Below are 12,575 nucleotides of genomic sequence, written 5' to 3'. Positions count from 1 at the left end.
GACGATTCGTCGCCGGACCTTGCCGATTTTTGTTTTCCGTACTACCTTTTTCTTTTTAATTTGCAGTATGAGTGAGAAACGCTGGCTATACCGACCGATTCCGGAGTCACCTGAGGAGTTACAGGCAGTGGAGAATTTGACGCGTGATCTGAAGGTAAATCCGTTCATGGCGATGCTGCTGGTCCAGCGGGGGGTGCATAACTTTGAACAGGCGCGCACCTATTTCCGCCCCGAACTCCCGCATCTCCATGATCCTTTTCTGATGAAAGACATGGAAAAGGCCGTTTTGAGGCTGCAAATGGCGATGGTCAGGGGTGAAAAAATTCTGGTCTATGGCGATTATGACGTGGACGGCACCACGTCGGTGGCGTTGTTCTACGGGTTCATGAAGACTCTGTATGACAATCTGGATTACTACATTCCGGATCGGTATAAAGAGGGATACGGTATTTCCTCTCAAGGTATTGAGTGGGCGGCTGAGAACGGTTTTTCGCTGATTGTCAGTCTGGACTGCGGTATCAAATCCGTCGATCGGGTGGATGAAGCCCTGGAGAAAAACATTGAATTCATCATCTGCGATCACCACCGCCCCGGCGCCGAACTTCCGCGGGCAGCGGCTGTGCTCGATCCCAAGCGGTCGGATTGCGACTATCCCTACAAAGAACTGACCGGTTGTGGCGTTGGTTTTAAACTGCTTCAGGCGCTGTGCCTGTTCCGGGGCATTCCGCTCGATCGCCTGTTTGGATATCTGGACTTGCTGGCGATCAGCATTGCGTCGGATATTGTGCCCATTGTGGGCGAAAACCGGGTGCTGGCTTATTATGGTCTGAAACGGTTGAATTCTTCGCCGGGTTTTGGCTTGCAGGCACTCATTAAAATTGCCGGGTTCAGCTCCGAACTGGACATTACCAACGTCGTGTTTGGATTGGGGCCACGGATCAATGCCGCCGGGCGGATTAAACACGCCAAAGCCGCCGTGCAGTTGTTGCTGGCCGAAACGGAAGAAGAAGCCACCGACTTTGCGTTCGCCATCAACGAACATAACAACAGCCGCCGGCAGTACGACACGAGCATCACTGAACAGGCACTGGCGATGATTCAGGGCGACGAATGGCTGCTGAACGCAAAAAGTACGGTGCTTTTCAACAATACCTGGCACAAGGGCGTGATTGGCATCGTGGCGTCGCGCTGCATTGAAAAATACCACCGGCCTACCATCATTTTGACCGAGTCGCACAACCGGGCCGCCGGCTCGGCGCGGTCAGTACCCGGTTTTGACGTCTACGAAGCCATTGAAGAGTGCTCTGATTTGCTCGAACAATTTGGCGGACATACGTTTGCCGCCGGTTTGACCCTCAAACTGGAGAACATCAAAGCGTTTCAGCAGAAGTTTGAGGAAGTTGTGACCCGGCGCATTCAGGCTGAGCAGCTTGTTCCGATGATTGAAATTGATTTACCGCTTGACTTCGACGCCATCGACCAGAAATTCTACAACATTCTGAAGCAAATGTCGCCTTTTGGACCACAGAATATGGCGCCGGTTTTTTCGACCAGTGACGTCTATCTGGTTGGGGAGCCGTACATTATGAAGGAAAAACATTTGAAAATAACCGTACAGCAGCAGGGGTCGTACCAGCGGTTTACGGCCATTGGTTTTAACATGGCCCACCACGCCCTTTTCCTCCGGCGCGACCAGCCTTTTGCCATTTGTTACCAGATCGAAGAGAATAATTATAACGGGAACAAATCGTTGCAGTTATATTTGAAAGATATAAAGGCAACCGTGGGCGCTGAACAGTAAGCCGCGGAATTCGCCGGATAAAAAACCGGCGAAAAACGGAGCCATAAAAACATGATTCTTCGAACCGAAAATTTAGTTAAAAAATACGGCTCCCGGCTGGTCAACGACCGCGTAACCTATCAGGTCGAACAGGGTGAGATTGTCGGTTTGCTCGGGCCCAATGGTGCGGGAAAAACCACCTCGTTTTACATGGCCGTCGGACTGATCAAGCCCAATAGCGGCAAAGTGTATCTGGACAATCAGGACATTACCAGTTTGCCCATGTACAAACGCGCCCGGCTGGGCATCGGTTATCTGGCACAGGAAGCGTCGATTTTCCGGGATTTGACGGTGGAAGAAAATGTGCTGGCGGTGTTGGAAATGACCGATCTGTCGCGGCAGGCGCAAAAAGAAAAAGTGGAGCAGTTGCTGGAAGAATTCAGCCTGACGCACGTTCGGAAAAACCGGGGAAAAGTGCTGTCGGGTGGTGAGCGTCGGCGCACCGAAATTGCCCGGAGTTTGGCCGTTGACCCCAAATTTATTCTGCTCGACGAGCCCTTTGCCGGTGTCGATCCCATTGCCGTCGAAGATATTCAAAGCATTGTGGCCCAGCTTAAACACCGGAACATCGGCATTCTGATCACCGACCACAACGTCAACGAAACGCTTTCCATCACCGACCGGGCGTACCTCCTGTTTGAAGGCAAAATCCTGAAGCAGGGAACCGCCGAGGATCTGGCCAACGACGAGCAGGTCCGACGGGTGTACCTGGGGCAGAATTTCGAGTTGAAACGGAAGATTTAGAAAGAGGTTGTTTCGCGGAGTTCAGCGGAGAAAGCAGAGTTACGCAGAGAAAAATAACTCCGTTAACTCCCTTTTTTCTCCGCTGAACTCCGCGAAACAACCTCTTTTTCAACTCAATACCTCCCGCAACACCGACAGCGACTTGATTTCGCCCAAACCGTCGATGTGAATCTGATAAAAAGCCACCAGCGCATCCAGCAATTCGGCGCGGGTCAGGCGGGAGATTTTAACGGGGGTCGCCAGGGGCTGGCGCAAAAAGTGATTCAGAGCTTTTTCGGCCGCGTCATCGGGCAGGAACGGGTATTTCTGCTCCTGCAACTGGCCTTCGAATTCGCGGGCGTTGCTCGGGCCAAACCCCAAGAAGAAAGCCAGTTTCAGTAAAAAAGCCAGATGGAAATTCTCATAATCGGCCTCCGCTTCTTCCAGATACAGCACGCTATCCATTAAAAAGTAAAACAAAGCCTGGTTGCTGGCTTCTTCCTTCAGCGTTTTGGTCAGCATTTCACTGACAAACAACGCCATACTGGATTTGGCAATGTCGAACGGAATGTGTTGAAACGGAAAATTGACCTTTACTTCCGAAAGCCGGTGTAAATCTTTGCCCGGTTTGTAATAAACCACCATGTCCAGCAGGGTCAACGGCTGGAAAAAAGCAATCCGGTTGGTTTTGCTTTTGGCCGACCGGACCCCATTAACGAGGTAGCTTTGTAGCCCGAATTCTTCCGTGTAGATGCGGACAATGATGGATGTTTCGCGGTAGCGAAAATAACTCAGAACGATTCCTCGGGTTTTGTGGAGCATTTTTTCAGTAAAAAGTTCTCCGCAGGTGACCCCCGAAGAAAGAGAGAACGGCCTGCCGGGAACTGACAATTTCGTTCTAAATTAATTCCTTTTGCCGGATTTTCCATTCGAAATTTCTTAAAATCCTGCGTAAAAATGTCCATTTTTGCGGTCTTTATAGTCAAACTCAATTCCTCAATCCTTCATGAAACTGTACCGCACCCGCCAGGGCATCGTTGTTGAAGATAACCGCACCGACGGACCATCCCTTTTTCACCGCGCTCCGAGCGACGACTGGGATTACCTCGTCAATCAGGACGATCTGTTCAATTTTCTACAGCAGGAAGTGCCTTCAACGACGGCTTCCGACGAATACCGCACCTGGACCGAAACCCAATTATTGCCGCCCATCAACCAGCAGGAAATCTGGGCGTCGGGCGTAACGTACCTCAAAAGCCGCAACGCCCGCATGGAAGAATCGAAAGATGCCGGGGGCGGGGATTTTTACGAACGCGTTTACGACGCCGAGCGCCCCGAGTTATTCTTTAAATCCACGGCCGCCCGCGCCGTTGGTTCGGGCGATGCCGTGCGCATCCGCAAAGACTCGACCTGGAACGTTCCGGAACCGGAACTGACGCTTTTTATCACCTCAAACGGCAAAATTGTGGGCTATACCGTGGGCAACGACATGAGTTCGCGGAGCATCGAAGGCGAAAACCCGTTGTATCTGCCGCAGGCAAAAACCTACGATGGTGCGGCCGCCATCGGGCCGTGTCTGTATGTTCCGGAAGCCCCCATTTCGCCCGAAACCCTGATTCGGATCGAAATCCGGCGCGATGGAAAGGCGGTTTTTGATGAGAATATTGCCATCAATCGCATGAAACGGCAGCATGACGAACTGGTTTCGTTTCTGTTCCGTGAAACTAGTTTTCCGCACGGGTGTTATTTAATGACCGGCACCGGTATTGTCCCCGGCGATGATTTTACGCTGGCCATTGGCGATGAGGTGCATATTACCATTGATGGAATCGGTACGTTAATTAATACGGTACAAAATTAAAAACATGAGTTTTCAAGCCATTAATCCTGCCACCGGCGAAGCATTAGCCGGGGCATTCAGTGAATCGACCGAGCAGGAAGTAGACCAGGCCTGTCAGCAGGCAGCCGCGGCTTTTCCGATCTATCGCAAACTTTCCGGCGAAGCCAAAGCGCAGTTTCTGGAACGCATTGCTGATGAAATCATGGCCCTGGGGCCGGAACTGCTCGAACGCGCCAATCTTGAAACCGCTTTGCCGCTCGGTCGGCTGACGGGCGAGCGCGGCCGGACAACGGGCCAGTTGCGGCTTTTTGCACAATACCTCCGCGAAGGTTCGTGGGTCGATGCCCGCATCGATACTGCCCTGCCCGACCGCCAGCCGCTGCCCCGTCCGGATTTGCGGCAGATGCTGATTCCGTTGGGACCCGTCGGTATTTTTGGGGCAAGCAACTTTCCCCTGGCGTTCTCGGTGGCGGGTGGCGACACGACTTCGGCCCTGGCGGCTGGCTGTCCGGTGGTCGTCAAAGCCCATCCGGCTCACCCCGGCACGTCGGAACTCGTCGGTCAGGCCATTCGCAAGGCCATAGCTGCCAGTGGATTACCGGAAGGCGTTTTTCAGATGGTACAGGGGACCGGCGTGGCCGTCGGGATGGCCATTGTGGAACATCCGCTGATCAAAGCCATCGGTTTTACGGGTTCGTTTCGGGGTGGCAAAGCGATTTATGATGCTGCCGTCCGCCGTCCGGAACCGATTCCGGTTTATTCCGAAATGGGAAGTACGAACCCGGTATTTTTCCTGCCGGCGATATTGAAAGAGAAAGGCTTGGATCTGGCGAAGGCCTATGTCGATTCGGTAACCCTCGGTGTTGGGCAGTTTTGTACGAATCCCGGTCTGGCGATTGTCAAACAGTCGGATGGGGGAGACGCCTTTTTGAGTCAGGCGCGGTTGGCGATGACGCAGACGCAGCCGACACCGATGCTGACGAAAGGCATTTATCAGGCCTACACCAGTGGACTGGAACGGCTTAATTCTGTTTCGCGGGTGTTAGTTGCCAGCACATCCGAAACCGTTGTCGATGGGTATGCGGCCGCGCATCCGACCTTACTTTCGACCACCGCCGATGTTCTGCTGGAACATCCGGAACTGACGGAAGAAGTATTCGGGCCGAGCAGCCTGCTGGTGACGGCTGATACGAAAGAGGAAATTCTGGCGGTGGCGCGGAGGCTGGAAGGTCACCTGACGGCGACGGTGTATGGCACACCCGACGAATTGCTGGAATACGCGGATTTACTGGAAATTCTGGAACAGAAAGTGGGCCGGGTGCTGATCAACGGTTTTCCAACGGGGGTGGAAGTCAGTCACGCCATGAACCACGGCGGCCCGTATCCGGCAACGACGGATGTTCGTTCGACTTCGGTCGGTACGAATGCCATCCGGCGGTTTGCCCGGCCTGTTTGCTACCAGAACTTCCCGGATGCGCTGCTGCCCGACGCACTGAAAGCCGATAACCCGCTGGCCATCTTCCGGTTGGTGGATGGGGAGTGGCAGAAATAGAGTTATTTCGCAGAGTTAAGCGGAGGACATCAGAGTTAATCAGAGAAAAAAAACTCCGCGTAACTCCCTTTTTCTCCGCTTAACTCTGCGAAACAATTTTCAGCGTCTCAAACGGCCTTCCCAAAACCGCCACGTCATCCACCTTGAGCCACTCACGGAGAAGCGTCGCGTAAATACTCCGGAAATCGACGGAGTATTTCAAATCCCCTTCATCCAGATTCGTCAGGTTCGGGGCTTCGTTGAAAACCCGGCCCGGTGTTAGTCCCCCGCCAATCAGGAACAGGTTGTTGGCCGTGCCGTGGTCGGTGCCGTTGCTGGCGTTCTGCTTCACCCGGCGGCCAAATTCGGAGAAGGTCATCAGCAGCACGTCGTTCAGTTTTCCGGTTGATTTCAGGTCTTTGGTAAAAGCCGCCACGGCTTCGGCATACTGGCGCAACAACCGCTCCTGCTGTCCCGGCTGGTTGATGTGCGTATCGAACCCCGAAATGGAAATATAATACACATTGGTATTGACCCCCGACGTAATCAGCTCCGATACGGTTTTCAGCCGGTTTCCCAATTCAGTGGTCGGATAGACGGTTTGGGTGTGCGTGACTTTTGATTTATCGTAGATATAATTGGCCGACGAAGCGGTTTCGGCCAGGGTTTTATACAAATACGAGACGTTTGGATGCGCTGCGGTCGTCTCCGCATCCGGCTTCATTTTGGACAGTTCCTGAACCAGCCCGTTGCGGGTTTGATTATACAATTTTTTGGGGTCGAGCAACGCCAAACCAGTCAGTTCCTGGCCCTTCAACGCCAGGCTCAGGGTGTCGTCTACTTCAATGGCCCGGTGCGCAAGGCAGTCGTTTCCGTGGCAATTGGCATCCAGATACCGACCTAACCACCCCGTAGTCAGGTATTTATTCGAATCGCTGGCGGTTTGCCAGATGTCCATCGACCGAAAGTGGGAGCGGTCCGGATTCGGATAGCCAACGTTGTTGACCACCGTCACCAGCCCGTCGTCATACAAACCTTTCAGCGCTTCCAGCGCCGGGTTGAAGCCAATTTCGTCGTTCAGTTTTAATACTTTTTCGGGCGCAATTCCAATCGTTGGCCGTTCGCGGTAATAGATGTCATTGCGAAAAGGCACTACGGTATTCAAACCGTCGTTGCCACCCGACAGCTGAACAATCACCAGCGTTTTTCCTGCCGACTGGCTGGCCCCGAAGGGATTAGCCTCGTAGGCTTTCAGAAAATGGGGAATCAGCATGGTTCCCACGGTGGCAAAGGCTGAGTTTTTGAAAAATTTCCGTCGGTTCATGGATGGAATGTATGGTTAAGAAGGGTTAAATGGGTTCTGGTCATTTTTAGCTATCCAGCCCATTCAACACAATTGATAGTCTGGTAATGACATGATGGCCGTTGTCAGCGTCCGGATTTGTTCACTGCGGGTGGCCTCTTTTTTTACCCGCGCCACCAGCAAACTGCGTTGAGAACCCGTCAGCGGTTGCGGCAATAAATACAGGGCCAGCTCATCGATTAGCTCCTCATCCCGGACTTTTTGAAAGGCTTTTTCAAAGGCTGGCCAGTCGATGGTGGCGGCAAACATCCGGTTTACTTTTCGGGCGAGGAGTTCGGTATTGACATCGCCGTCGTCTTTGGGTTTAATGGTTACTTCACCCTCTTTCAGAATCAGATCCGGCAGCTTCATCCGAAAAAGCAGGCTTGAGCTGTCGATCCAGTTGCGCCCGCCCGGCCAGCCTGCCACGTTGGGCGGATACAGTAAAACCTGCCCCAGCGTTCGCTGGACGTATAAAATGGGTTGTTTCTGTTCGAACTTAATACCCAGACTGCGCTGCAATCCGGCCAGCAATTCCACCGGCGATTTAATATGAGCGCCGATATTTTTCGGTTCATAAAACCAGTCGCTGGTAAAAATCGTCTCCAGCAACCCGGCAATGTCGTAGTTACTTTGATAAAACTGATCGGCAAGCTGGTCGATTCGCTGATGATCAGGTTGATCGGCAGGAAGGTCATCGTTGACCAGAAACCGGACCAATTTGGTGGTCACGAAAGTGGCCGTTTCCTTCCGCTCCAGCAGAAGTTTGATGATGTCTTCACCCTGGAAAGGACCGGTTTTTCCAAAGACGGTTTTCTCGCCGTCGTCGTGAACATTCCGGCGGAAAACAAACTCGCCCTGTGCGTTAAAACCCCAGCCGGTGAAGGCCCGGGCGGCTTCTTTGATGTCGTGTTCGGTATAGTTGGCGCGGCCCAGCGTAAACAATTCCATCACCTCGCGGGCGAAGTTTTCGTTGGGAGCATTTTTGCGGTTTTGCTGGTTGTTCAGAAATTGCAGCATGGCCGGGGATTTGGACACGGCCATCAGCAGATCGCCGAAATTGCCCAGCGCGTGTTCCCGGATGACGTTTGTATACTGCTGCACCATGCGAACATTATTCTGATTGCGGCAAGCGAAATGGCCGTGCCAGAACAGCGCCATTTTTTCGCGTAACGCACCCCGACCCGACGCCATTTGCTCCATCCAAAGCACATTCAGGTCGCGGATGGCTTCCCGGTTTTCGCGAATCCGGTCTTTCAGCTTGTCCCGATCCAGTTTGCCTTCTTGCAGCAGCCCTTTCAACTCCCTGCGGTTGGGTTGTTCACCGCCAACCGTTGGCAGCGGAGTGAACGACTGGCTATCGCTGAACAACTTGCGCACTATTTTTCGCACCGATTGATGTTCGGTCTCGCGAAGTCGGTCCGGGCTGGCACCAAAGCCCGCCCGCCAGAATAGGTGTTGTTTGTTGGCTCGCTCCTTCATGGGTCTTGATTTCCGCTTTGGACAAATCAAACGGTCAGAAGTTTAGTCTTTAGCGGTTTTAGTCACAAATTAGGAAGCCGTATCTGCCCGCTGCCTATTTTTAACGGTTTAAATGGGCGCTTTTTAGCCACTTATCATGCCTGAGCGACTCGGTATGGCCCAATGTGTACCAGGTATGGGTTCGTGCTGGCAGGCTGTGTGGGGTGAGTCTACATTTGCAGTGTTCGATCCGTATAAACTAAACAACACCGCAAATACCATGAACTTCATTGCCCAACTACGAATCACTTGCATTGGCCTTTTGGTTTTGACCGGGATCGTATCCTGCAACCGTGAAACGGCTATTTCTCCCGTTCAGCCGTCTACTCAGCAGCCCACCGTTGGGCTCGATGATGGCGAAATACTAGTAACTGCTGCCAAAAAATACCTTCTGACAAAGCAGGGGAACACGACACTGACCTATTATGCGAATGGTAAATTGAAGAGAGTTACCTACAGCCCCACCCGTTACATCGACTACACTTACCAGGATTCTACGCGCGTATTCTCATCAGAATATAACGATAATAAGCTGGATGTTGTGACGACCTATTATATCCATAAAGCCATGGCCGCTGGCGGACAACCAGTTCTAATTGAACCCGCTAATCCGTATTACAAAAATTATCCTGATCAGTGCTATCTGGTTAAAACGGAAAAATATATGCATTACAAGCAAGGTGATGAAATAGTCAAAACGGAACGCCTGTATACGTACAATGACAAGGGACAAATTGCAAACGTGAATTTGAGCAACTTTCAGGAAGCCTATTATCCGTATAAGCGCATTGACTTTACGTACAATACAAATGGCGATTTAACCAAGGCGACGGAGTACAACACGCAGAATGTGAAAATCCGTGAATCTACGTATGAATATACGGCTTTCGGCGACCCAATCCGGAACGACCGTAATCCGTTTAACCCGGAAGAATTGCAGGTCGATCCGTATGTGACGGTTTTTGGCAAATACAGCAAACACCTGGCGAGGGGTAAAAAAATGGAAACCTTTGCGCCGTATAACCTGGTTAGTAACTCGTACTATCAATACGCCATTAACCTGGATGGGTATGTAACTAAGCAGGATACATATGCCATTTTCAACGCCCAGCTAATTCAATCGACCCCCTACGAGTATTTCGTTACCAACCCCAGAATTCAATAACTAAAAACCTGCCTCAACAAAGTTGAACAATCTGCTAACACGGGAGAATGACTTTTTATACGGCTCATTAAGTGGATTAAAACGTAATGGATTGGCGTATTTCTCACTTAGTGATCCGTAGTTTATCCGAGTTAGTGCCTGAAGTATTCTCCTGTTAGTTTGGTATAACTTCTTGTTTAAGTGTGCCGTGTTGCGTATTATTTTTCATTACAAACAACAAAGCGAAATGAATTATTTTTCAAAGAATGCCCTTTTAATTTTTAGTCTTGCCGTTTCCCTAAGTCTGGTTTCCTGCGAAAAAAACACGCTGCTTAGCCCGGATCCGGGTACTACGGTTCCCCGTTCCAACGAACCAATACCGGGTACGGGACTGCCCACTACGATGCCTGCCGGCGGGGGTATATTGAATGCAAACCCTTATGTGTTAGATACATATGGCCACTGGAAGTTAAGCTACGATGCGGATGGTAAGCTGGTTAAACTGCAATCAACGGCGGACCCCAGCTTGATTCGGGAATACGTGAGAGCTTCCAATGGATCGGGGATGACTATTCGGGATTATGTTGGAGGCAGGCTAACGACGAAAACGCTGATCATTCTCGATGCGAAAGGCCGCTGTAAGGAGTCGTTTATTACCAACTATCAAATCGATAATGGGAAAGAAACCACGTCGAGTTCCCGATATAGTTATTTTTATAATTCGAAGAATCAACTGGAAATAATCAGAGATCAGGATGATTACCAGCATTTTGAATCGTTCAGTTATGTGGATGGAAATCTGGAAACTATCGAGTTTTGGAACCACGCAAGATTAGGCGCTTTTCACTATTATTATAAGAAACCAACTGACCCTAGCTGGCAACCCCTGATTCCGGATAAAAACCACATGAATATGCTTTATTCGTCGCTTTATGATGAGGTCGATGAATTTCAACCCATCTATGGAAAATTTCATAAATCGCTCCCCGTTCGCTGCGAATATGAAACCAAGGTGACGTATGTCATTATCGATGCGATCGACTACAAGTATACCTTTAACAGCAGCGGATACATCACCGAGCGCGAAAATACCCGTCACACATTACCCGAAAGTGGATACGTTGGCGGTGCCAAAACAATGACGGAAACCTTTGCATTTGGGTACAAATAAGAACAGAATAAGTAGTGTGTATTCGGTAATGCTTAAAACGTCCGGCCTTTGCCGGGCGTTTTTTTGTACCGTTGAGTAAAAGACGTACACAGCTTACCCGGCTTTTTCGACAGGTTATTGACAGGAAACTACCAGTTGTTGATTCGTTCTTTCAAAAGCAGATAATAAACTCTACTTTAGATCAACTAATCCGGAAGCGATTTTTACTCCATCAAACAACCTAAACGTGCTTAAAAATGAGAGACACAAGCAGGCAGATCAGGAAAGGAAGGCGTTAGAAGAAGAGCTCGAAAGCGAACGGGCCATCAATTTTTTTGCGATTTCACTTATTGATCAAACCACCGTGGAAGAGGTTCTGTGGGACGTTGTCAAGAACTGCATCGCCCGGCTCAACTTCGTCGACTGTGTGATCTATTTGCTGGATGAGAAACGGAATGTATTAGTACAAAAAGCCGCTCACGGCCCCAAAAATCCCCGGTCTTTTGAAATTCTCGAGCCCATCGAAATTCCAATCGGACAGGGAATCGTTGGCTCGGTTGTGATGACCGGACAGGCGGAACGGATTGGCGATACATCGAAAGACCCCCGCTACATCTGCGATGATGAGATGCGGTATTCCGAAATTACGGTCCCTATTATTCTGGAAGGGAAAGTGATGGGAATCATCGATGCCGAACATCCCGAAAAGAATTTTTTTCAGCCCCGACACCTGCACATTCTGTCCAGTATTGCCAAGCTTTGTGCTCAGAAAATCCGGCGGGTGCAGATTGAACAGGCTTACCAGCAAACCGAACGGCAATTGCTGGAAAACAATAAACGAATTGCCGAAACGAAACTGCTGGCCCTGCGGATGCAGATGAATCCGCACTTTGTATTCAACAGCCTGAACGCCATCAATAAATTTATTCTGCAAAACGACGTCGACGAAGCGTCGATGTATCTGACCAAGTTTTCGCGATTGATGCGGCAGATGATCGATAACACCCAAACCGAGTGGGTGTCGTTGCGCAACGAATTGAAGGCGCTGCAGACGTATATCGAACTGGAACAGTTGCGGAGTGATGATACCTTTGAATTTTCGCTGACGGTCAGCAAAACACTGAGCCAGGATACGGTGCACGTACCGCCCTTGCTGCTTCAGCCGTACGTTGAAAATGCGATCCGGCACGGACTGTTAGCCCAGAAAGCTGAAAAACCGGTTTTAAGTATCGATTGCCAGCAGGTAGCCGGTTTTTTGGTTATTTGCATTGTCGACAACGGAGTGGGACGCGAAGCCTCGCAGCGGTCGCAGATCAATGGTCTGATGGCCCACAAGGCGCACGGCAGCCGGATTGCGGAAGAGCGGCTCCAGATTGTCAATGAGATTTATGGGGTCGATGCCCGGATCGACGTGGCCGATCTGGTCGATTCAACCGGTGTTGCGGCCGGCACCTGTGTAACGTTCACCATGAAATTAAAATAAG

10 protein-coding genes are annotated in these 12,575 nt (G+C 50.8%); 7 read left to right on the top strand and 3 right to left on the bottom strand.

Translation table 11 applies throughout. From position 1 onward, the window contains the following. The first annotated feature begins 67 nt into the window (after positions 1–67). Together recJ and lptB are read left to right on the top strand one after the other, a co-directional pair. Positions 68–1,801 carry a single-stranded-DNA-specific exonuclease RecJ gene (gene recJ / locus EHT87_RS12155; protein WP_124906888.1) on the top strand — a complete coding sequence of 578 codons (1,734 nt, stop codon included), beginning with the start codon at positions 68–70 and terminating at the stop codon, positions 1,799–1,801. Positions 1,802–1,852: 51 nt separating this feature from the next. After that, the gene (gene lptB / locus EHT87_RS12150) at positions 1,853–2,584 is read left to right on the top strand and encodes an LPS export ABC transporter ATP-binding protein (RefSeq protein WP_124906887.1); all 732 of its coding nucleotides are present in this window, start codon (positions 1,853–1,855) and stop codon (positions 2,582–2,584) included. A 108-nt stretch (positions 2,585–2,692) separates the two neighbouring features. On the opposite strand, the gene recO is transcribed toward lptB, so the two are convergent. Next, the gene (gene recO, locus EHT87_RS12145; protein WP_124906886.1) at positions 2,693–3,385 is read right to left on the bottom strand and encodes a DNA repair protein RecO; all 693 of its coding nucleotides are present in this window, start codon (positions 3,383–3,385) and stop codon (positions 2,693–2,695) included. 184 nt (positions 3,386–3,569) lie between these two features. On the opposite strand from recO, the gene EHT87_RS12140 reads away from it, so the two are divergent. Next, on the top strand, positions 3,570–4,424 hold the full coding sequence (locus EHT87_RS12140) for a fumarylacetoacetate hydrolase family protein (RefSeq protein ID WP_124906885.1): 855 nt from the start codon (positions 3,570–3,572) through the stop codon (positions 4,422–4,424). A gap of 4 nt (positions 4,425–4,428) precedes the next feature. Continuing rightward, entirely contained in the window at positions 4,429–5,955 is a 1,527-nt protein-coding gene (locus tag EHT87_RS12135; RefSeq protein ID WP_124906884.1) for an aldehyde dehydrogenase (NADP(+)), read from the top strand. A gap of 79 nt (positions 5,956–6,034) precedes the next feature. Here EHT87_RS12135 and EHT87_RS12130 read toward each other — a convergent pair whose 3' ends face one another. Beyond that, positions 6,035–7,258 carry a DUF1501 domain-containing protein gene (locus tag EHT87_RS12130; protein WP_124906883.1) on the bottom strand — a complete coding sequence of 408 codons (1,224 nt, stop codon included), beginning with the start codon at positions 7,256–7,258 and terminating at the stop codon, positions 6,035–6,037. A 63-nt stretch (positions 7,259–7,321) separates the two neighbouring features. Then, complete coding sequence (locus EHT87_RS12125) at positions 7,322–8,758, bottom strand: DUF1800 domain-containing protein (protein WP_124906882.1); 1,437 nt, start codon at positions 8,756–8,758, stop codon at positions 7,322–7,324. A gap of 259 nt (positions 8,759–9,017) precedes the next feature. On the opposite strand from EHT87_RS12125, the gene EHT87_RS12120 reads away from it, so the two are divergent. The 3 genes from EHT87_RS12120 to EHT87_RS12110 all read left to right on the top strand — a co-directional run bounded on the left by EHT87_RS12120 (position 9,018) and on the right by EHT87_RS12110 (position 12,574). Continuing rightward, the gene (locus EHT87_RS12120; protein ID WP_124906881.1) at positions 9,018–9,962 is read left to right on the top strand and encodes a hypothetical protein; all 945 of its coding nucleotides are present in this window, start codon (positions 9,018–9,020) and stop codon (positions 9,960–9,962) included. A gap of 421 nt (positions 9,963–10,383) precedes the next feature. Next, positions 10,384–11,112, top strand: coding sequence for a hypothetical protein (locus tag EHT87_RS12115; RefSeq protein ID WP_124906880.1), 729 nt, complete (start codon positions 10,384–10,386; stop codon positions 11,110–11,112). Positions 11,113–11,338: 226 nt separating this feature from the next. Next, a complete protein-coding gene (locus tag EHT87_RS12110; protein WP_124906879.1) occupies positions 11,339–12,574 on the top strand; it encodes a histidine kinase in 1,236 nt (411 codons plus the stop codon). The last annotated feature ends 1 nt before the right edge of the window (position 12,575 follow it).

Source organism: Larkinella knui (genome assembly GCF_003858645.1).
GTDB lineage: Bacteria > Bacteroidota > Bacteroidia > Cytophagales > Spirosomataceae > Larkinella > Larkinella knui.
This window is presented reverse-complemented; position numbering and strand designations above follow the sequence as displayed.

Excerpts from the sequence above, each read along its gene's own strand:
- lptB (WP_124906887.1), top strand. The coding sequence starts at position 1,853 with ATGATTCTTCGAACCGAAAATTTAGTTAAAAAATACGGCTCCCGGCTG.
- EHT87_RS12135 (WP_124906884.1), top strand. The coding sequence starts at position 4,429 with ATGAGTTTTCAAGCCATTAATCCTGCCACCGGCGAAGCATTAGCCGGG.
- EHT87_RS12125 (WP_124906882.1), bottom strand. The coding sequence starts at position 8,758 with ATGAAGGAGCGAGCCAACAAACAACACCTATTCTGGCGGGCGGGCTTT.
- EHT87_RS12130 (WP_124906883.1), bottom strand. The coding sequence starts at position 7,258 with ATGAACCGACGGAAATTTTTCAAAAACTCAGCCTTTGCCACCGTGGGA.
- EHT87_RS12120 (WP_124906881.1), top strand. The coding sequence starts at position 9,018 with ATGAACTTCATTGCCCAACTACGAATCACTTGCATTGGCCTTTTGGTT.
- recJ (WP_124906888.1), top strand. The coding sequence starts at position 68 with ATGAGTGAGAAACGCTGGCTATACCGACCGATTCCGGAGTCACCTGAG.
- recO (WP_124906886.1), bottom strand. The coding sequence starts at position 3,385 with ATGCTCCACAAAACCCGAGGAATCGTTCTGAGTTATTTTCGCTACCGC.
- EHT87_RS12140 (WP_124906885.1), top strand. The coding sequence starts at position 3,570 with ATGAAACTGTACCGCACCCGCCAGGGCATCGTTGTTGAAGATAACCGC.